The organism is Herminiimonas arsenitoxidans (genome assembly GCF_900130075.1).
GTDB classification, from domain to species: Bacteria; Pseudomonadota; Gammaproteobacteria; order Burkholderiales; family Burkholderiaceae_D; genus Oxalicibacterium; species Oxalicibacterium arsenitoxidans.
Genome location: NZ_LT671418.1, coordinates 2,732,775 through 2,753,210 on the forward strand (window position 1 = coordinate 2,732,775; position 20,436 = coordinate 2,753,210).

Here is a 20,436-nt window from a genome sequence, read left to right on the forward strand (position 1 = left end):
GCTTCAAAATATTTAAAGACTGCTTCTGGCCGTTAACGGGCTGATGGTTTTCTACTTCAAGCAGCTATTCATCGGGGCCGCATTTATTCCTTAACGACGTTAAAGCCTTCCGCAGAAGAAGGCGCTACAAAATAGCGAGTGATCGCATCGAACTCTGCTTCACTAGTCGTGAATTGATGCGAGCCATCATTATTTCTCCGTTGCAGTCTCGCCTTGCATACTTCATCAGAGACATCCAGATAGTGCAGGCTATGGGCTGAACCAGCATGCTCGAAAATACTACGCATCCATAGACGGCTATCTATTGTATTCGCAGGAAAATCCAGTACGACCGAGATCCCAGCGCGCAGCAAGTGTTCGACATGCACACCCATGACGCTACGCAGCCTGCTCGTGTATCGCACATAGTCCTGCAGCGTGTTTATTTCATCCGGGAAAAGCTGGCCCAACCATGCATCCTCGCTGATCAAGACAGTTTTCGGTTCTGCCGCGAGTCGCTGGGTTAATGTCGATTTTCCAGAGGCAATCTTTCCGCATACCAGATGCAGTGTAGGTGGTTCTTGCGTGCTTGTTTCCATGGATATCTCCGATGACTACTTGGGTAAATTCCTCAAAAAGCAGTCGAAAAAAAACCGCCTCTTGGGGCGGGTTCTTTAGCTACTTCAACACAAACGCTATCCCACCATTTTTGGAATGGTGCAAATAATCGCTGAAGTTTGTGGGTGGAAATATTTCATGGCGTTCAATATCCCATAGTTACATAATTCCGGCAATCAGCATCTTCCATTTATCAGCGGCTGTCATAGAATCAGCGAACACTATGATTTTTTTCGGTACTCATTTCACACAATCTAATCGAAGCCTATCTGGTAACGCATCTCAGCCTAAAGCTTGATTGATGAATGGCAATTCTGTTGCCTGTCTCAACTCAGGAGAATCAAGATGATGAGCAAAAACACGATTTGTCTCTGGTACGACGGCACTGCGTTGGAAGCCGCAAAGTTCTACGCCGAAACATTCCCTGACAGCACAGTAGACGCTGTCCATCGCGCGCCCGGCGACTATCCTTCAGGCAAGGAAGGCGATGTGTTGACGGTCGAGTTTACGGTGGCGGGTATTCCTTGTCTCGGCTTGAACGGAGGGCCGATGTTCAAACACAACGAGGCTTTCTCGTTTCAGATAGCGACAGATAACCAAGCTGAAACGGATCGCCTGTGGAATGCGATAGTTAGCAACGACGGTCAGGAAAGTGCATGCGGCTGGTGCAAGGATAAATGGGGATTGTCATGGCAAATCACGCCACGCGTCCTGACAGCCGCGATCACCGATCCTGATCCAGCTGCAGCCAAGCGCGCATTCGAAGCCATGATGGAGATGACTAAGATAGACATCGCTGCAATTGAAGCAGCTCGGCGCGGCTGATACTCCTGATAATTTCTTCAGACTGTTTTGAATCGTTCTCTAGTTTTGAAAAAATGTCCGCTTTCGACTCAAAGCGGACATTGATGCGTTTCAATCAGCTTTAGCTTTTGTAACCCAGGCATGAATGAGTCCACACTGATAAAAAAGCGTCGGTTGTTCAAATCCGCCAGCAGCAATTATTCCCCCGACCTTCTCTTGCGGCAGGATTGCAACGTCTCGCGCGTACGCAGCACGCATCTGCTCGCGCTTTTCATGCCCAATGTCGGCACCACTCATCATTCGCATCCATATTTCCAATAGATTCTGATAGTTGTATGAATCTATGTCGGAAGAGAGATCCGAATTGATTAGATATCCGTCTGGGCGAAGTCTCTGTTTGATACTTTGAAAAAATTCAATTCGGTCATCTTGTTCAAGGATGAACTGAGAAACTAGGAGCGATGTCGCGGCATGGAATGCTTCACTCTCAGGAAGTGAATTCAAATAACCTTCGTGAAAGGTACAACGTGAAGCAATGCCTTGTTCTTCGGCTTTTCGACGAAAAACATCAAGCATAGATCCCGACGGCTCAACAGCCGTGAAATGCCATTCTGGAAATTTCTCGGCGAGACTGAGTATTTCAGTACCGGTTCCAGTGCCGATACTGAGGATTCTTGCATCAGTGGGTAAATTGGAAAGAACTGCGCCGATGAGCAGGTTCAACGCATCCCGCAAAGAGGCCAATTTTGCCCATTGACTGTCGTACGATGCGGCTTGCTGATTGAATACTGCTTGAAGTTCTTCGTTGTTCATTATTCGCCCGTTTGTTTTTTTGCTCTCTTAAATCGCTTGTGAAAATCAGCGCTCAACATTGCCAATGTCACTTCTCCTAATCGAGAGATGAGTAGTGCTTCTGCTTCGTCAAATGTTTTATTGAGTGCGGCGTTAACCGCTTGTTCTACCAGGCAATCCGGTGCCTCGTTTCTGCTCCCGATAGCGAGCAAGGAAGGGCTTCCAAGCGCTATATAGATGTCGCGTAATGTAACTTTTGATAAGTCACAGGCGAGCGTCCAGCCTCCACCATGTCCTTTTTCTGATTGCACATATCCTTGTTCCCTCAGGCCAGCCATGATTCTCCGAACGACGACTGGATTAGTATCCATGGCCTTTGCAAGCAGCTCTGACGTCATAGGGGTTTGATGCTCTGCAATGTGCAGAAGAATGTGAAGTACTCCTGATAATCGGCTATCTTGTCTCATGTAACTTAATATATTACATGATGAGGAAGCGTGTCAATTGCTTCTAATTGGAAGTGATTTGCGAATATTCTCTATGGGTCGATGAATGTCTCGACTAAGGTAGCAACAAATACAAAGAGGCTGGAACAATGATTGTTCCAGCCTCTTTATTTCAAACTTTAATTGTCGTGAACACTGCTTGTGTGCACGTGTGCCGGTTTATTCAACCGTCACAGATTTTGCCAAGTTTCTCGGCTTATCAACGTCAGTGCCACGTGCCAATGCCGTGTGATACGCCAGCAACTGCAACGGCACCACATGCAAAATCGGCGACAGCAAACCGTAATGTTCCGGCAGACGGATCACGTTCAAGCCTGGGCCGGAGGTGATGCGCGAATCGCCATCGGCGAAGACGTAGAGTTCGCCGCCACGTGCACGTACTTCCTGCATATTCGATTTCAGTTTCTCGATCATCGAGTCGTTAGGCGCGACGGTGACGACTGGCATCTCTTCGGTGACAAGTGCGAGCGGACCGTGCTTCAGTTCACCGGCCGGATACGCTTCAGCGTGGATGTAGGAAATTTCCTTGAGCTTGAGCGCGCCTTCGAGTGCGATCGGGTAGTGGATACCGCGACCGAGGAAGAGGGCGTTTTCTTTGCGCGCGAAGGCTTCTGCCCACGCGATGATTTGTGGTTCCAGCGCCAGCACGGAGCTGATCGCGACTGGCAGATGGCGCATTTCTTTCAGGAAGGCGGCTTCTTTTTCTTCACTCAAGCGGCCTTTGACTTGTGCCAGCGTGAGCATCAACAAGAAGAGGGCGGCGAGTTGTGTGGTGAAGGCCTTGGTCGAGGCGACGCCGACTTCAACGCCTGCACGTGTGATGTAGGCGAGTTCGCATTCGCGCACCATCGCGCTGGTCGCTGCGTTGCAGATGGTTAGCGTGTGCAGCATGCCTTGCAATTGCGCATGGCGCAGTGCGGCCAAGGTATCTGCAGTTTCGCCACTTTGCGAAATGGTGACGACCAGAGAATTCGGGTTAGGCACGCTATCGCGATAACGGTATTCGCTGGCGATTTCTACATTGCAGGGTACGCCGGCGATGGCTTCTATCCAGTACTTGGCGGTCATGCCGGAGTAGTAGCTGGTGCCGCAAGCGAGGATTAATACCGAATCGATCTTCTTGAAAATACTGAATGCCTTGTCGCCGAAAATATCCGGCGTGATGCTGCTGATACCTTCGAGCGTGTCGGCGATGGCGCGCGGTTGTTCGAAGATTTCTTTCTGCATGTAATGACGATACGGGCCAAGCTCGACTGCGCCGGTGTGGGCGTGTACGGTTTTGACTTCGCGCTCGACTTGCTTGCCGTTTGCATCGACGATCCACACGCGTTGCAATTGCAGATCGACGACGTCGCCTTCTTCCAGATAAATGATTTGATCGGTGGTGCCGGCCAATGCCAATGCATCGGAGGCGAGGAAGTTCTCGCCATTGCCGACGCCGACGATCAGCGGCGAGCCACGACGTGCGCCGACGACGCGATGTGGTTCGTCACGGCTGAAGACTGCAATCGCGAAAGCGCCGGTTAAACGCTTGGTTGCCAGTTGCACGGTTTCGAACAGATCGCCTGTATAGAGGTGATCGACCAGATGCGCGATGACTTCGGTATCGGTTTGGCTTTCGAACACATAGCCGAGTGCTTCTAGTTCTTCGCGCAGTTCATCGTGGTTCTCGATGATGCCGTTATGGACGAGTGCAATGCGATCGCGAGAAAAATGCGGATGTGCATTGTGCGATGCCGGCGCGCCGTGCGTCGCCCAACGTGTGTGTGCAATGCCGGTAAAGCCGGCGAGGTGCGTGTTCTCGATTTGTTTTTCAAGCTCGGCCACGCGCGAGGTGCTGCGTGCGCGCTGCAATTTGCCATCCACATGCAAGGCCACGCCGCAGGAGTCGTAACCGCGATATTCAAGACGCTTGAGCCCTTCGACCAGAATAGGGGTGATGTTACGTTGAGCGACTGCACCGACAATACCGCACATGGCTTACCTCGTTGTATTTGGAATGAATTGGACAATACTAGTGGAACAGATATGAAATAAGATTCCTAAATTTAGTTATAAGTGGTTTATTATTTCACTGTTACTTGATGGTGAAATATAAATTCAAATAATCTACTTATTTTTAATAAATGAACAAAGAAGTTATCGCGTTGGATGAATTGGACCGCCGCATTCTGAATGCATTGCAGACTGATGCGTCGCAAACCAACAACGATCTGGCAGCTGCCGTGCATGCTTCGCCGCCGACTTGCCTGCGCCGCGTGAAGCGTTTGGTCGATGCGGGAGTGATCGAGCGGCAGGTCGCCATCGTCGCGCCGGATATGGTGGGTGCCCGTTTGACCTCGATAGTCGAGATCACGCTGGATAATCAAGCCGCTGAGCGACAGCTTGAGTTTGAGGAATTGGTCGCGAAAGAGAGCGCGGTGTTGCAATGCTATCGCGTCTCGCCAGGGCCGGATTTTGTGTTGGTGGTGCAGGTGGCAGATATGCCTGCCTACAATGCATTGGCGCATCGCCTGTTTGCGGCACATGCAAACGTACGCAATGTGCGCAGCTTCTTTTCGATTAATCGCAGCAAGTTCGAAACGCGCATCGATGTCTGAGTTGCCTATCAGTGTCTAGCTAAGACCAACTGATAGGCAGGGTTGCTACACACTTTCAAAGTGGCTCGCCAACTTCCGCAGGCGCAGCTTGATGTGCCGCCCTCGGGCCGAAGATCGTATAACTAAGCGCCGCCAATATCCACACGCCGATGCCGCCATACAGCATCACCGTGCCGAATCCATGCGTCAATGCTGCATGCAGTAGCGCTTCCGCATCATCCAGCCGCACGATCTCCGGAATACGTTGTGAGAGTCCGCTCAGATTGCCGGCCGCGACCATTTCGGCGGCGAGGCGCAATTGCGTGTCGGACACAATGCCGGCCACGCTATTCTTCAAGGAGGCCAGCACGCCCTCCAGCAGTATGAAACCCATCAGCGCAATATTGATCGCCAGTGTGATCAGACGCGCACTCATATCGATACCCGACGCCATGCCAGCGCGGCTGCTGGAGACAGAAGCGGTCGCCGTGTTGGTCACCGGCGTATTCGTCAATCCCAGTCCTATACCTGCCAGCAAGGAACCCGGCAGCATGGTCAGCCAGCTTGCGTCTGACAGGCCGCTGGCATAACGCATCAGCATGAAGCCGAGTCCAATAGTGAACAAGCCAGCAGGAATCACCAGACGCGGCTGGTAGCGCAGCGACAGACGTTCGGCAAACGGCGGCACGATCAGTGTCGGCAGCGTGTAAGCCAGCAAGGCTAGTCCGGCATGGATGGCGTCATAGCCGAGTGCGCTTTGAAAATACAGCGGCAGATAAATGATGAAAGGCCAGAAGCTGAAGTTCATGCCGATGGAACCCATGATCGCGCCCGAGAAGTTGCGGCTCTTGAAAACAGAGAAATCGAACATCGGATGCGCACGGCTTTTCTCCACGATGATGAAGGCGGCGAAGCTGCACACGGTTACCGCAATGATGATCAATGCGGGCAGACTGCTGAAGCCGAGGTCTGCACCTTGCGTGATGAAATAGGTGAGTCCGAACACGGAGAGCGACAGCGTAATAATGCCCAGCAGATCGAGTTTTTTCGCGTGCGGATCACGTGATTCTTTGACTCCTTGGTAGGCCAGGAGCACGGTCAGTGCCGTCAGCGGAACATGCACGAGGAATACCCATTGCCAGTTCAGCAGTGCCACAATCGCGCCGCCGATCAAGGGACCAAAGCCCAGTCCAACTCCTAGCATAATGCCGAATGCGCCGAAGGCTCGGCTGCGCATGGCGCGATCCTGAAACTGATGCGACAGTATCGCCATCAGACAGATAGTCATGGCACCGCCGCTCATGCCTTGCAGGAAACGGGCGGCGATCAGCGTCGGCATCGATGTCGCCAGACCGCAAATCAGTGAAGTGATGCCGAAGAACAGCAGGCAAATGATGAACATACGCTTGCGGCCGTAACGATCGGCCAGCGTTCCCGCTGCCATCAGCACGGTGGTGCAGGCGATGGTGTAGGCATTCATGATCCATTGCATGTCTTTCAAATCGCCATGCAGGACTTTTTCCAGCGTAGACAGAATGACCGGCACGCTGGAGATTTCCAGGGCGAACATCAAGGCGGCTAGGCAAACCGAGGCCAGTGCGTAGGCATCTTTTCTGGAGTGGAAGAGAGACATCTTGGGCTTTCACATCAATAAGGTGTTTCGGGCTGAGGCAACGCATTTGTACGTTGTTTCAGTGGAGGATGCGATTTTCGGTTAAGCTCATTAGTGACGCAAATGATTTAAATTTGTGGAATTTATTAATAACTATCATTAATCGCCATGGACTTTGATCCCAACCTCTTGCGCGCCTTCGTCGCAGTGAAAGAAACCGGCAGCTTTACGCGTGCAGCCGAGCGTTTGCATCTGACCCAGTCGGCGATCAGTCACCAGATACGCCGTCTGGAAGAACAACTCGGCCAACCTTTATTGCGCCGTACGACGCGTAGCCTGACCTTGACCGAAGATGGCGAAGATCTGGTGCGTCACGCCGAACAGATACTGGGCGCGATGGATGCATTGAGCCGTCGTTTCCAACCTTCACCGATATCGGGAGAAGTGCGCTTCGGTGCGCCGGAAACTTTTGTTGGCGACCGCTTGCCGACATTGCTGTGCCAGTTCGCACACGCTTACCCCGCGGTACGGATGGACGTGAGAGTCAATATGCAACTGGATTTGCGTTCGCTGATCAATGATGGCGAACTGGATCTGGCCGTCATCATGACGCCGGGCGACAGCAAGGAAGGGACGGTGATGCGTCAAACCCAATTGGTGTGGGTAGCGTCGGAATCATTTGAAGTGGCATCCGGTGCGACGTCATTGCCCTTGGCCTTTTTTCCACCGCCGTGCATCAACCGCAGCATAGGCGTCAATGCGCTGAACGACACCAATATGGATTGGCATGTTGTATTCACGTCACCTAGCCAGCAGGGAATCAGCGCTGCGATTCTGTCCGGTCTGGCGATTACGGTGTTGCCCGAAGAAGACATGGAGCCGGGCATGCGCATAGTTGATGGACAGTATGGTTTGCCACCACTGCCGAAGGCTAATTTCACATTGATCTGGAGTGCCAATGGCAAGACGCCCGCGGCTATGGAATTTGGTCAGCTGATCATGGAATTATCAAAGCCAGTTGCCGCGACACGACGCGCTGTGCGCAAAATGCGTTGAGATGTCGGAAGGGAAAAGTCATCCTTCCTTATGTGGCAGTGCAGATCAAGCGTTAAATAAAAAATCGGGCCGCGGCCCGATTTTTTATATTAATACCTGCAAATTATTTTTTGATCTTGACCGGTCGCTGCCAGCCATCAACCGTGATTTGCTTGGCGCGTGAAACGGTCAGCTTGTCGGCTGGCGCATCTTTGGTCAGCGTAGTGCCAGCACCTATCGTCGCTCCTTTGCCGACGCGTATCGGCGCAATCAATTGCGTCGCACTGCCGATGAAGACGTCGTCTTCGATGATGGTGCGCGATTTGTTCACGCCATCGTAGTTGCAGGTAATCGTACCTGCGCCTATGTTGACGTTCGAGCCTACGGTGGAATCACCTACGTAAGTCAAATGATTGGCCTTGCTATGCGCGGCGATCTCACTGTTTTTCACTTCGACGAAGTTGCCGATGTGTACGTCTTCTGCCAGCACTGTGCCTGGGCGCAGACGCGCATAAGGCCCGATGATGCAGTCGGCACCGACGACGGCATTTTCAAAATGGCTATAAGGACGCACATGCGCACGCGCGCCGATAGTTGAATTGTGAATCACGCAGTTGGCATCTATACGTACGCCATCGGCTAACGTCACATCACCTTCGAATACGCAGCCGACGTCGATAGTCACATCGCGTCCACAAGTCAAGGTGCCGCGTACATCTATGCGCGCAGGATCAGCGAGCGTCACGCCTTGCTCCAGCAAAGCGTGAGCGATATTGCCTTGGTGTATGCGTTCCAGTTCGGCCAGTTGCACCTTGCTATTGACGCCGTGGGTTTCCCACACGTGATCGGGTTGTGCTGAAACAACGGACACGCCATCGGCGACTGCGCTGGCGACGATATCGGTCAGGTAATACTCACCTTGCGCATTGTTGTTGGACAACTTGGCCAGCCATTTTTTCAGCAAGGCGGTTGGTGCAACGATGATGCCGGTGTTGACTTCGCGAATTGCGCGTTCGTCTTCATTGGCATCTTTTTGTTCAACGATGCGCGTAATAGCGCCGTTTTCTCGCACGATGCGGCCGTATCCGGTCGGATTGTCGAGATCGACGGTCAAGATGCCCAACTTATCGTTACCAGCGATGTCCAACAAACGCTGCAGCGACGCGGCAGTCGTTAAAGGCACATCACCATACAAAATCAGCGTCGGCGTATGATCATCCAACTGCGGCACTGCTTGCATGACAGCATGGCCGGTGCCGAGTTGCGGTTCCTGCTTGGCGAATGACAGATCCTTGGCTTGCAGCAATTGCGGTACTTGCTCGCCGCCGTGACCATAGATGACGCAGAGTGTCGATGGCGACAATTGCCGCGCGGTATCGATCACGTGGGACAGCAGCGGCTTGCCCGCCAGAGGATGCAATACTTTCGGCAGCGCGGATTGCATGCGCTTTCCCATACCTGCAGCAAGAATGACGATATTCATAGGAAGCCAGTTAAAAGAATGCAAAATTTTATCACGCGTCCCTTTTATACTTTTGCAAAAAAAGCAGTGATCTGCGGCATGGCGGTATTGTTGCTCGGATGCAGCGCTGCACGTCTGGGTTATAGCAATGGCGAAACCATTTCTTACTGGTGGCTCAATAGCTACGTCGATTTCGACAGTACGCAAAAACAGTGGGTCAAGCATCGTATCGATGCGATATTCGTCTGGCATCGCAAAACGCAGCTGAAAGAATACGTACATTTGATGGCGCGTATGCAGCATCGCGATTTTTCTACTGTGACGCAGGCGGATTTGCTGAATGATTATCGCGATGTAAAAACGCAGTTATTACATATTGCAGATAAGGCCGTACCTGATTTTGCCGAGCTGGCTTTATCGTTGAAGACAGAACAGATCGCCAATATTGAAAAGAAATTCGCCAAATCCAATGACACCTTCCGCAAGGAATATCTGGTTGGTAGCGCTGAGGAACGGCAGGAATTTCGTTATAGAAAAGCCTTGCAGCAGGCGCAGTTTTGGTTCGGTAGCTTCAGCAAAGAGCAGGAAGCAAAAATACGCGCCTTATCAGATGCGCGTCCATTGAATAATGAATTACTGATGGCAGAGCGTGTGCATAGACAGCAAGAGTTGATCGAGCTGCTGAAAAAAATACACGATGAAAAGCCGAGTAAAGAGGTTGCGACAGCCATGCTGAAAAAATTTATTACGGCGATGGATGAGCGCTTTGGCAATCCGCAGCATCAGAAATTTTTCGAGTCATTAAATGATGCGAACGCCAATATGATAGTCGGCATCATGCATGCTGTGACGCCCAAGCAAAAGCAGTATTTTGTGCAAAGCTTGCAGGACTGGGTGAATGATTTCAACAAGCTGGCGGCTGCGGCTTGATGGCAAGTTCTCTCGACAAAAACGAGTTTATTCCGGCAACAGCATCACCAGTTTGTAGCCGCGCCCTGCAGCCAGATTCAAGGTCACTTGTTCAAACGTCAGCGCGCCTTTAGTCGGATGCATAAAGCGTCGCGTGCCACCGTCGCGTCCGACGACGTGTTGCGAATTCCATAGCTTCTTGAAATCTGCACTGTCGCGTATCAAGTCATCGATCAGACTTGCCAGCGGTTCTTCATCCGCATGCTTGCCGCAATCGGCGCGGAACTCCGCTACCAATCGTTGTGCGCGATCCGGCCAATCGGCAATCAAGGCATGCGCTTTGGGTTCCTGAAACATGAAGTGCAAGAGATTGGCTTGTGCCGTCTCCGCTGATTTTTTCTTGCTCGTATCCAGCCAGCCTGCGAACAAATCTTTAGCCGGACGATTCCATGCGATCGCATCCCATTGTCGATTCAGTATGTAGGCCGGTGCCGTGATGGCTTTGACGATGGCGTCGAGATTGCCACTCGGACTGTCGTTGCTGATTTCCAGCATAGGATCGAGTTTGTCTGCCAGTCGGAATAAATACGTTCGCTCGGCGGCTGTCAGATGCATCACTTCTGCCAGCTTGCTCAAGACCTTGGCCGATGCTGATACCGGCCGTCCCTGTTCCAGCCACGTCAGCCAGGTTGGACTGACCTCACACAGTTGCGCTAATTCTTCTCGTCGCAAACCCGGCGTGCGACGTCGTCCGTCGGCGCGCAGCCCGACATCCTGCGGTTTGATTTGTTCGCGGTGTAAGCGGATGAAGTCGCCGAGTTTGTTATGCATAGTCGCTATCTTGCGTTTCAGTCTGGCAGAAAATATACCAGTATAAAGTGTTGTCTTGTTACAGGATAAATCATCGCCTATCGTACATCTACCCAATCATGTGGAGGTGGAAAATGAAACAGGCAGCAGTGGTAGCAGAACAATTTGGCAATACGGCAGCAGCATATTTGACCAGCACGGTGCATGCGCATGGCGCGGATCTGGATGCAGTGAAAGAAGTCGCGCGCAGCTTCAACGCGCCAGTGGTGCTGGATCTGGGTTGCGGCGGTGGTCATATCAGTTTTGCGGTGGCGCCATTTGCGGCAACGGTCACTGCTTGTGATTTATCGGATCAAATGCTGGCGGTGGTTGCAGCGTCGGCCGCACAGCGTGAGCTGGACAATATCGAAACCGAGCAGGCGCAGGCAGAAAAATTGCCATTCGCCGATGCTACTTTCGATATCGTGATCACGCGTTTCTCCGCGCATCACTGGTTGCATGTACCGACCGGCTTGCGCGAAATGCATCGTGTGCTGCGTCCAAATGGTATCGTGATCGTCATCGATATCGTCGCATCGGAAATCGCCTTGCATGACACGACTTTGCAAGCAGTGGAATTGCTGCGCGATGCTTCACATGTGCGTGATTACCGCGTGTCGGAGTGGTCGGCGATGTTTGCAGGTGCCGGTTTTTCACACGAGTACGTCAATGGCTGGAAGTTGAAAATGGTATTCGACGAATGGATAGCGCGCATGCGTACGCCGTCTGAGCGTGTGACGGCGATACGCAGTCTGTTCGATTCTGCACCGGAAGAAACCCGTGCTTATTTCGAGGTGGAAGACGATTACTCGTTTTTTATTGATGCTGCGTTTTTCACAGCCAGAAAAATTCCTGCTTGAATCTGCGTGACGAAAAGATGCTGGGATGGAAATAAAAAAGGCTCCGAATTTCGGAGCCTTTTTTCAAACTAATTACATAGTTACTCAATCATCTGAATCTGAGCGCAATGGAATGATGCTGGAAATGCTGGTGCTTCCAGTCGAGCATGGTTCTTCATCAAACGCGATATCGCCATTTGCCATCGCCTCGCCGGTTGCTTTCAAGTCAGCAAAGCCGAACAAGTCCTTGTCCATCAAATGCGAAGGCACGACAGTCGAGAGCGACGAGAAAATATTATCGACACGGCCGGGGAATTTCTTTTCCCATTCGCGCAGCATGCCTTTGATTTGTTTGCGTTGCAGGTTTTCCTGACTGCCGCACAAATCGCAAGGAATGATGGGGAAGTTCTTGACCTGCGCATAGCGCTCGGTATCGGCTTCCTTCACATAAGCCAGCGGACGGATCACGATGTGTTTGCCGTCATCGGATTGCAGCTTGGGCGGCATGCCTTTGATCTTCGCGCCGAAGAACATATTCAGGAAGAAGGTTTCCATGATGTCGTCGCGGTGATGGCCGAGCGCAATCTTGGTGGCACCCAATTCATCGGCAACGCGATACAAGATGCCGCGACGTAGACGCGAGCACAGCGAACAGGTCGTCTTGCCTTCCGGGATCAAGCGCTTGACGATGCTGTAGGTATCCTGATTCTCGATATGGAATGGGATATCCAGTTGCTTCAGGTAAGCTGGCAAGATGTGATCCGGGAAGTTCGGCTGCTTCTGATCGAGATTGACGGCGATGATGTCGAACTTGATCGGTGCGCGTTCGCGCAGCGTCATCAGGATATCCAGCAATGCGTAACTATCCTTGCCGCCGGACAGGCAGACCATGACCTTGTCACCGTCTTCTATCATGTTGAAGTCGCCGATGGCTTGACCGACCTGGCGGCACAGACGTTTGTGCAGTTTATTGTTTTCGTAAACGATTTTCTCGTTTTGCTTGAAGCTCAGCGCTGCATCCGTTTCCGGTGCGGCGGTCATCACGGATTGCGACACCTTAGTTCCCCTTGATCTGGAAGACCTCGACGCCTACCGATTCACAATCGGGATAGACGTCAGGCTTTTCGGTTGAAACGCGTGCGGCGCGAACTTTCGGATGTGCCAGCATGGCTTTGACCACGTCATCGCACAGGGTTTCCTGCAAATGGATATGACCTTGCGCCATGCGCTTGGCGATCGTGCTGCGCATATAGTCGTAATCGACGACTTCATCCAGATGATCAGCGGTTGGTGTCGATTCCTTCAATGGAATGAACAGATCAACGTTGATTAATACGCGCTGCTCGCCTTTTTTTTCAAAGTCGTGCACGCCGATGTTGATTTGTACTTCGTAATTACGCAGGAAGAGGCGGCGGCAATCAGCGAGTTGTGGATGGAACAAAAACGAATTCATAGTTGTAAACCGGTAGTACTGCAGGTGAAAAATCTTAAAAAATCAGGATGCGACAAACATCACATCGCGTTGTAATGGAATAAGGTGCTGGCCGCCATCGACGAGCAATGTGGTGCCAGTCATCGCTTGTGCTTCGGCGACGAAGCAGACCGCAGCAGCGATATCGTCTGGCGTGCTGGAGCGACCCAAGGGCGTTACTGTATGCGCATGGGTAAATCCAGCTTCGCTCTGGTCGCCGGATACCAGCGTGATGCCAGGGGCGACACCGACCACACGTACTTTAGGTGCGAGTGCTTGCGCCAGCATGGTAGTGGCGCTGTGTAGCGCGGCTTTCGATAGCGTGTACGACAAAAAATCAGGATTCAGATTAAACAGCTTTTGATCGAGCAAGTTAACGACAACTGCTTGCGCACCATCCGGCGTAGCTTCGTGCAAGGCTTGCGCCAATAAAACCGGTGCGACCAGATTGGTGTGCATGTGTGCATCCAGCGTCGCGCCGGAAAAATCGGCAGCGTTGTCGTAATCAAATAGCGAGGCGTTATTCACCACGCAGGAAATCGGGCCGAGCACAGCCGAGGCGCGGCGCACCAGCGTTTTCACCGTAGCTTCGTCATTCAAGTCGCAATGCAAGGCGATGGCGCGTCGGCCCATAGCCTCAATCTCGGCAACGGTGGCTTGCGCCTCGGTTTCTGAGCGCGCGTAATGCACGACCACATCCCAGCCACGTTGCGCCAGGGCGAGCGCGATCGTGCGGCCGATACGCTTGGCGGCGCCGGTCACAAGGGCAGTCTTTTTCAATGACGTTTGTTTATCTGTGGACATGAATGGTTGTGTGTTTCGCTGATTTCTCTACAATACCGCCATGCAACTGCAACTCCCAGAACCTTCTTCTGACGCATTATCTGCGTCACACGCGCTCCAGCAACTGATCGTTGACGAAATTCGCCGTCATGATGGCTGGATTTCTTTCGCCCGTTATATGGAGCTGGCGCTGTATGCGCCGGACGTCGGTTATTACAGCGGCGGCGCTGCAAAACTTGGCAAAGACGGTGATTTTACAACCGCGCCCGAAATTACGTCGCTTTTTGGTGAAACGCTGGCCCATGCGGCTGGCGACCTGATGGCACAAAGTACACCGAATATCCTCGAATTCGGTGCCGGTACCGGTAAATTGGCGCTGGATATCCTGACGGAATGCGCGTCTGCCGGTATTCCGCTGGAACGTTATTCCATCGTTGAATTGTCCGGCGAATTGCGTGCTCGACAACAACAAACCCTAGTTGGCTTCCCGCAAGTGACCTGGCTGGACGACTTCCCACCGGCGTTTTCTGGCGTTGTACTCGGCAATGAAGTGCTGGATGCGATGCCGGTGTCGCTGGTTGTCAAAGAGGAAAGCGCTTGGCTGGAACGCGGCGTTGGCTTCGAGGATGGACGTTTTGTGTTCGCCGATCGTCCATGCGACCAAGAATTAGTGGCGCAAATCCCGGATGCGGAAGAGTTGCCCATCGGTTATCTGACCGAAGTACACCCGATTGCAGTCGGCTTTATGGGTTCGCTGGCGACCATGTTGACGGCGGGCTTCGAGCAATCAGGCAAGGGCGGGGCTGCGATACTGATCGATTACGGTTTCCCGGCGAGCGAATACTATCTGGACCAGCGCGTCGAAGGCACCTTGATGTGCCACTATCGTCATCATTCGCACCCCGATCCGTTTTACGTGCCAGGTTTGCAAGATATTACGGCGCATGTTGATTTCACTGCCATGGCGTATGCCGCGGTACGCAACGGTTTGGAGATGGTGGGCTATATGAGTCAAGCGGGTTTCCTGCTGGCGGCCGGTTTGGGTGATCGCTTGCTGGTCACGGCACCGGACGATCACATGGCTTATCTGCCTAAAGCGAATGCAGTACAAAAACTGACTTCGCCGGCAGAAATGGGCGAGTTGTTCAAAGTGTTAGTGGTCGGCAAAGGCGTACAGTTGCCGGACCAGTTTGATCGCGCGGATCAAAGCCGCCGACTTTAATATCGAGACCAGACGCTGGCAAAGCTTGCCGGCGTGTCATGAAAGTTGCCCATGCTGCGCTGGTTCCTAGTCATCTTCATTGCCGTGATCGTGTTTTCCGCCGCCTTGCCGTGGCTGGAAAAATTCGGCGTAGGCAGATTGCCGGGTGATGTGCGCTTTACCTTGTTCGGTAAAACCATCTTTTTGCCATTTGCTTCGACGGTCTTGTTGTCGCTGGCGGTTTTTTTAGTGGCACGCCTGTTTTAATTAAGTATGACCTCTGGCATGTCCATTTAACGGGGGAGTAGGAATGATACGTTGGGTTGCAGTGATTTTTATCGGTTTGACAGTTTTTTACGCGTTGATCCCGTGGATTATCGAAAAACTGGGCGTAGGTCGCATTATTGGCGATGTACGTTTCAAGCTTTTTGGCCGCATGTTCGTCCTGCCCTTCGGTTCTACCGTGCTGTGGTCGGCCGTAGCTTTCCTGATTGCCGAGATCGTAAAGCGGACCTGTCTGTTCTGCTGAGCCCGGTGAAATGTGCATTTCAGGCCAAGAATTTGCCCATTTTGATGCTGTGGCGCACGCTAATGATATGATTCACGACTTATCAACAGTAGGGCTAGCGGGTAGAAACTGCGAGTTCCCTTAGTAGTGGACATATTAATTATCCTGGGTTTGATCCTGGTCAATGGCATTTTTGCCATGTCTGAAATTGCGATCGTTACCTCCAAACGTATTCGTCTCCAAAAATTATCTGAAAACGGCAGCAGGGGTGCACAAGCGGCACTTGATCTGTCGGACAGTCCTAGTCGCTTCCTCTCCACGATACAGGTCGGTATCACACTGATCGGCATTTTCAATGGTGCGTTCGGTGAAGCCTCGCTGGTTGAACGTCTGACGCCTGAAGTCGCCATGATTCCTTTCGTCGCTTCCTATGCGCGCGAAATTGCGCTGGCCGTGGTGGTGGTCGGTATTACCTTCGGTTCCTTGATCCTTGGTGAATTGGTGCCTAAGCGCATCGCGATGCAATATCCGGAAGTCGTTGCTTCGCTGGTTGCGGCACCGATGTTGTGGCTGTCGCGTCTGATGGGGCCATTTGTCAAAATCCTGACTGTGACGACGGAATTCATCCTGCGTATATTAGGCATGCAGCACAAGAAGGACGATTCGGTCACGGAAGAGGAAATCGCCGGCTTGTTCCGCGAAGGTGCGGATGCCGGTCTGTTTGAAAAAACCGAACACGATATCGTGTCGCGCGCCTTGCGCCTGGACGACCAGCGTGTCGCCGGTTTGATGACACCGCGCCTGGATGTCCACTTTATTGATCTGGAAGATTCGATAGAAGTGAATCTGGCCAAGATCGCTGACAGTTCGTACAACCGTTTCCCCGTCTGCAAGGGCGATATCTCGCACGTGATCGGTATCGTGCATGCGGGTAGCTTGTTTGAACAGGCAATCCGCGGCAAATCCATCGCGACTGTCGATATAGCAGCTGCTACGCGTCCGCCACTGTTTGTGCCGGAAACCATCAGCGCGATGCAGTTGCTGGAAACATTGAAGAAAAACCGCGCCGAACTGGCGTTGGTGATCGATGAATACGGCGAAATCGAAGGTATCGTTACCTTGAGCGACGTACTTGGCGCGCTGGTTGGTGATGTATCGGTGATCGATGAGCATCATGAAGTGGATGGCGTGCGTCGCGAAGATGGCTCATGGCTGATTGATGGCGGCGTATCGTTTGATCGCTTCCGCGAATTACTGGAAACCGAAGTGCGTTTCCCGGAAGAAGCGTCCGGCACGTATCACACGCTGGCTGGTTTCGTGATGACCTTCCTTGGTCACATCCCGCAAATGTCGGATCATTTCGAGTGGGAAGGTTACCGGATAGAAGTGGTCGATATGGATCGCAATCGTATCGATCGTCTACTGATTACCAAACTCGATCCATCGCCAGATGACATGCCGGCTGATGATGCGGGTTGAGTAAACAGATTTGCCAAATCAAAACGGGCCGGAATTTTTCCGGCCCGTTTTTTTATCTGAAGCTCATACGCGTATTCAAAAAGTAATTCATTTTCAAGATTCTATTTTCACAAGCAAGGTAGAGCTGTAACAGCAGTGGCAGCTATATACTAATTCTCGTCTATCCAAGGTAAATCTAATATGCAAGCACTCACTCTGGAAGAGCTGCGCAGCCGCTATGGTGCACGCTATAAATGGCTGGTCTTGTTGACTTGCATGATAGGTAGCGTCGCGGCGATTCTTTCTTCCACCATCGTCAATGTGGCGATCCCTGATCTGAGCCGTTACTTCGCGCTCGGGCAAGAGCGTGCGCAATGGGTTTCTACCGGCTTCATGCTGGCGATGACTTTGTCTATGCTGATGACACCGTGGTTACTGCTGCGTTTTGGCTTGCGTCGTACATACGGCGGAGCGATTGTCTTGTTGCTGCTAGGCGGCGTGGTCGGCGGTTTCAGTATCAATTATCAGATGTTGTTAGCTATGCGCGTGCTGGAAGGATTGGCTGCCGGCGTGATGCAGCCGATACCGGCAATCGTGATTTTGCGTGCGTTCGAACAGCACGAACAGGGCAAGGCGATGGGGATATTCGGTTTCGGCGTGGTGCTGGCGCCGGCGATTGGACCTAGTGTGGGCGGTTTTCTGGTGGAGTTGTTTGGCTGGCGTTCGATTTTTTTCGTGGTGGTGCCACCGTGCTTGCTGGTGCTTTTTCTGATCCAGCGTTTTCTCGCGTCATATACGCCAACGCTGGAGCATGCCAAACCACTCGACTGGAAGGGTTTGCTGTTAATCGGCGTCAGCATTATCAGTTTGCTTAATGGCGTCGTCGAATTGCGCGGCGATATGTCGCAGGCGGTCATTTTGCTGGTGCTCGGTGTGACGACCTTGATTGCTTTCATCATTTATCAAATGCGTACCAAGGCAGAACCTTTGATGAATATGAAGCTATTCCGCTATCGCCAGTTTGCGATGGGTGCGTTGGTGGCGTTCATTTACGGCATGGGCTTGTACGGTTCGACTTATCTGTTGCCGATTTATATGCAGATGGCCATGAATTACGCGCCATCGCAGGCGGGTTTGGTGTTGTTGCCAGCCGGGATAGTGCTGGCGGTGACGATACCGCTGGCTGGGCGTCTGGCAGACAGTTATCCGCCTAATGTACTGGTGGCTATTGGTTTGTTTTTATTGGCGTCGTCGTTCGCCTTGATGGCAAACGGTTCACCGGCAACCAGTTACTGGCTGCTGATGGCGTGGGCAGTGATAGGTCGGATAGGTTTGGGTTTTGTATTGCCGGCACTTAGTTTGGGGGCGATGCGTGGTGTGGATAACAGTTTGATAGCGCAAGGTGCCAGTGCCATCAATTTCGTACGTCAGCTTGGCGGTGCCATCGGTGTCAGCATGGTCGGCGTCGTGCTGGAGTGGCGGATTACGCTGCATCAATCGCGTCAGGCATTGGGTATAGACAATCATCGCAATGCCTTTAATGAAACTTTTTTACTGGTTGCCGTCTTGTGCGCAGTGGCTGTCATAACGGCTTGGTATATGCGCGAAAAGCCATGGCAAAAAGACAAGCAAAATAATATGACGGGATTGTGACTTATGGTTACAAAGCAATAATAGTGCGTGTATTCTGCTGATGGATATGGTCTAGTAAGAAACAGAAAAAATAGAGCCCAGCAGTAAGTTATTTCGGTCGGATAGTGTGCGTCAACCTCGTTGGCTGAACTTTCTTAGACGGATGTGCATGCGACAAATCAGTGAACAGAACGCTGTGCCGGGTGCGGACGATGCGTCGCCAAATGCGACTGCATCGGAACTGCGAGCGCCTGTGCGCGGCGCGGCCAAATCTGCAAAAATCCATGTCGTTCGTGCGCGTCGCCAAACTCTGCTGCATCACAAAAATCGCCAGAATGCGCGCATCAAGCGTCTGCTGCTGATAGGCGTGTTCGCCCTGTTTTATCTGATCGGTGTCGGCGTGTTTTACCTGCACGGCTTGGTCGATCATATGGCATTGATCGTTGCGACTAGCTTGAGTGTTGCTGTGCTCGTCGTGTTTTACGCTTGCTTCGCACTGGGTTGGAACAACAAGACCCGAGAGAAGAATCTGCGTGTTCCGATCACGTTATGTGCGATCGGCATCATGTTGCTGATGACGTATCTGGCGCCAGCCACCCAAATTCTCTTCACCCCTTTTCTGTTTTTGACGATGGCATTCGTCATGCACCGCGTCTCGCCCCGAACGATGTTGTTGCTGACGATGGCGACATTGTTTGGCTATATGGCGGTGATTGCCTCGCATTATTATCAGTACGATGATTGGTCCATGCTGAAGCTGGAAGGAGCTTTGTTCCTTGGTTTGCTGCTGACCTTGCCCGGGTTTGTTGTGCTCGCCAGCCGGATGCAGGAATTGCACAATGCCTTGTTCAAGGCAACGAGAAAAATCAAGGATATTGAAGAAGATGCGCGACGCGATGCCTTGCTCGGCTGCTTTAATCGTCGCTACATCGTCGCTGCACTGGAGCAGCAAAAGCGCATGTCGGATGAAACTGGCTCGCCCCTATGTTTAGCCGTGATCGATCTGGATCATTTCAAACGTGTGAACGATGAAGCTGGTCATCTGGGCGGCGATGAAGTTTTGCGCACCTTTGCGCGCATTGCAGAAAAGAATGTGCGCCAGCACGATGTCTTCGGTCGTTACGGCGGTGAAGAATTCCTGCTGGTTTTGCCGGAAACCTCCTTGTTGGCCGCCTTGAATATTGCCGAGCGCATACGCGAACAGGTCGAGCAACACGATTGGAATGGAAAATTGCGCCATCGCGTCACGGTCTCCATCGGCTTGACGCAACACATTCCAGGCGAATCCGTGCTGGATTTATTCTCGCGCACCGATACCGCCATGTATATGGCCAAGCAGGGCGGCCGTAATCAAGTGGTGGTCGAGGAGCCGACGGCGGATAGTGCAGTTGCCTGATTT

Annotated in this window: 21 protein-coding genes; 11 read left to right on the forward strand and 10 right to left on the reverse strand. The window is 52.2% G+C overall.

Annotated elements, in window-relative coordinates:
• Positions 1 to 83: 83 nt before the first annotated feature.
• Positions 84 to 578, reverse strand: coding sequence for an AAA family ATPase (locus BQ6873_RS12865; protein ID WP_076592999.1), 495 nt, complete (start codon positions 576 to 578; stop codon positions 84 to 86).
• 364 nt (positions 579 to 942) lie between these two features.
• Here BQ6873_RS12865 and BQ6873_RS12870 point away from each other — a divergent pair, with 364 nt between their 5' ends.
• Positions 943 to 1,422, forward strand: coding sequence for a VOC family protein (locus BQ6873_RS12870; RefSeq protein WP_076593000.1), 480 nt, complete (start codon positions 943 to 945; stop codon positions 1,420 to 1,422).
• 90 nt (positions 1,423 to 1,512) lie between these two features.
• Here BQ6873_RS12870 and BQ6873_RS12875 read toward each other — a convergent pair whose 3' ends face one another.
• The 3 genes from BQ6873_RS12875 to glmS form a co-directional block, all read right to left on the reverse strand.
• A complete protein-coding gene (locus tag BQ6873_RS12875; protein WP_076593001.1) occupies positions 1,513 to 2,214 on the reverse strand; it encodes a class I SAM-dependent methyltransferase in 702 nt (233 codons plus the stop codon).
• The gene (locus BQ6873_RS12880) at positions 2,214 to 2,660 is read right to left on the reverse strand and encodes an Rrf2 family transcriptional regulator (protein ID WP_076593002.1); all 447 of its coding nucleotides are present in this window, start codon (positions 2,658 to 2,660) and stop codon (positions 2,214 to 2,216) included. Before BQ6873_RS12880 ends, BQ6873_RS12875 begins: the two co-directional genes overlap by 1 nt.
• 198 nt (positions 2,661 to 2,858) lie before the next feature.
• A complete protein-coding gene (glmS, locus tag BQ6873_RS12885; RefSeq protein WP_076593003.1) occupies positions 2,859 to 4,676 on the reverse strand; it encodes a glutamine--fructose-6-phosphate transaminase (isomerizing) in 1,818 nt (605 codons plus the stop codon).
• Between the two features lie 149 nt (positions 4,677 to 4,825).
• On the opposite strand from glmS, the gene BQ6873_RS12890 reads away from it, so the two are divergent.
• The gene (locus tag BQ6873_RS12890) at positions 4,826 to 5,299 is read left to right on the forward strand and encodes an Lrp/AsnC family transcriptional regulator (protein ID WP_076593004.1); all 474 of its coding nucleotides are present in this window, start codon (positions 4,826 to 4,828) and stop codon (positions 5,297 to 5,299) included.
• 55 nt (positions 5,300 to 5,354) lie between these two features.
• Here BQ6873_RS12890 and BQ6873_RS12895 read toward each other — a convergent pair whose 3' ends face one another.
• Entirely contained in the window at positions 5,355 to 6,911 is a 1,557-nt protein-coding gene (locus BQ6873_RS12895; RefSeq protein WP_076593005.1) for an MFS transporter, read from the reverse strand.
• Positions 6,912 to 7,058: 147 nt separating this feature from the next.
• On the opposite strand from BQ6873_RS12895, the gene BQ6873_RS12900 reads away from it, so the two are divergent.
• Positions 7,059 to 7,946 (forward strand): LysR family transcriptional regulator, encoded by an 888-nt coding sequence (locus BQ6873_RS12900; protein ID WP_076593006.1) that lies wholly within the window; start codon positions 7,059 to 7,061, stop codon positions 7,944 to 7,946.
• A 103-nt stretch (positions 7,947 to 8,049) separates the two neighbouring features.
• Here BQ6873_RS12900 and glmU read toward each other — a convergent pair whose 3' ends face one another.
• Positions 8,050 to 9,408 (reverse strand): bifunctional UDP-N-acetylglucosamine diphosphorylase/glucosamine-1-phosphate N-acetyltransferase GlmU, encoded by a 1,359-nt coding sequence (gene glmU, locus BQ6873_RS12905; RefSeq protein WP_076593007.1) that lies wholly within the window; start codon positions 9,406 to 9,408, stop codon positions 8,050 to 8,052.
• A gap of 18 nt (positions 9,409 to 9,426) precedes the next feature.
• On the opposite strand from glmU, the gene BQ6873_RS12910 reads away from it, so the two are divergent.
• Complete coding sequence (locus tag BQ6873_RS12910) at positions 9,427 to 10,317, forward strand: DUF6279 family lipoprotein (RefSeq protein WP_076593008.1); 891 nt, start codon at positions 9,427 to 9,429, stop codon at positions 10,315 to 10,317.
• A 27-nt stretch (positions 10,318 to 10,344) separates the two neighbouring features.
• On the opposite strand, the gene BQ6873_RS12915 is transcribed toward BQ6873_RS12910, so the two are convergent.
• Positions 10,345 to 11,127: a helix-turn-helix transcriptional regulator gene (locus tag BQ6873_RS12915; RefSeq protein WP_076593009.1), complete on the reverse strand. Its 783-nt coding sequence runs from the start codon at positions 11,125 to 11,127 to the stop codon at positions 10,345 to 10,347.
• A gap of 113 nt (positions 11,128 to 11,240) precedes the next feature.
• Here BQ6873_RS12915 and BQ6873_RS12920 point away from each other — a divergent pair, with 113 nt between their 5' ends.
• Entirely contained in the window at positions 11,241 to 12,005 is a 765-nt protein-coding gene (locus tag BQ6873_RS12920) for a class I SAM-dependent methyltransferase (RefSeq protein ID WP_076593010.1), read from the forward strand.
• A gap of 84 nt (positions 12,006 to 12,089) precedes the next feature.
• On the opposite strand, the gene ttcA is transcribed toward BQ6873_RS12920, so the two are convergent.
• The 3 genes from ttcA to BQ6873_RS12935 are packed head-to-tail and all read right to left on the reverse strand — an operon-like array spanning position 12,090 to position 14,259.
• Positions 12,090 to 13,025, reverse strand: coding sequence for a tRNA 2-thiocytidine(32) synthetase TtcA (gene ttcA / locus BQ6873_RS12925; protein WP_076594125.1), 936 nt, complete (start codon positions 13,023 to 13,025; stop codon positions 12,090 to 12,092).
• A 16-nt stretch (positions 13,026 to 13,041) separates the two neighbouring features.
• Positions 13,042 to 13,437, reverse strand: a complete 396-nt coding sequence (locus tag BQ6873_RS12930; RefSeq protein WP_076593011.1) for a dihydroneopterin aldolase — start codon at positions 13,435 to 13,437, stop codon at positions 13,042 to 13,044.
• 42 nt (positions 13,438 to 13,479) lie between these two features.
• Entirely contained in the window at positions 13,480 to 14,259 is a 780-nt protein-coding gene (locus BQ6873_RS12935) for an SDR family oxidoreductase (protein ID WP_076593012.1), read from the reverse strand.
• A gap of 40 nt (positions 14,260 to 14,299) precedes the next feature.
• Between BQ6873_RS12935 and BQ6873_RS12940 the strand changes: the two genes are divergently transcribed.
• The 6 genes from BQ6873_RS12940 (at position 14,300) to BQ6873_RS12965 (ending at position 20,433) form a co-directional block, all read left to right on the forward strand.
• The gene (locus tag BQ6873_RS12940; protein ID WP_173830601.1) at positions 14,300 to 15,460 is read left to right on the forward strand and encodes a class I SAM-dependent methyltransferase; all 1,161 of its coding nucleotides are present in this window, start codon (positions 14,300 to 14,302) and stop codon (positions 15,458 to 15,460) included.
• Positions 15,461 to 15,511: 51 nt separating this feature from the next.
• Entirely contained in the window at positions 15,512 to 15,706 is a 195-nt protein-coding gene (locus BQ6873_RS12945; RefSeq protein WP_076593013.1) for a DUF2905 domain-containing protein, read from the forward strand.
• A 43-nt stretch (positions 15,707 to 15,749) separates the two neighbouring features.
• Positions 15,750 to 15,968 (forward strand): DUF2905 domain-containing protein, encoded by a 219-nt coding sequence (locus BQ6873_RS12950; protein WP_076593014.1) that lies wholly within the window; start codon positions 15,750 to 15,752, stop codon positions 15,966 to 15,968.
• A 126-nt stretch (positions 15,969 to 16,094) separates the two neighbouring features.
• Positions 16,095 to 17,426 (forward strand): hemolysin family protein, encoded by a 1,332-nt coding sequence (locus BQ6873_RS12955; protein ID WP_083664465.1) that lies wholly within the window; start codon positions 16,095 to 16,097, stop codon positions 17,424 to 17,426.
• A 180-nt stretch (positions 17,427 to 17,606) separates the two neighbouring features.
• Positions 17,607 to 19,058 (forward strand): DHA2 family efflux MFS transporter permease subunit, encoded by a 1,452-nt coding sequence (locus BQ6873_RS12960; protein WP_076593015.1) that lies wholly within the window; start codon positions 17,607 to 17,609, stop codon positions 19,056 to 19,058.
• A gap of 148 nt (positions 19,059 to 19,206) precedes the next feature.
• On the forward strand, positions 19,207 to 20,433 hold the full coding sequence (locus tag BQ6873_RS12965) for a GGDEF domain-containing protein (RefSeq protein ID WP_076593016.1): 1,227 nt from the start codon (positions 19,207 to 19,209) through the stop codon (positions 20,431 to 20,433).
• The last annotated feature ends 3 nt before the right edge of the window (positions 20,434 to 20,436 follow it).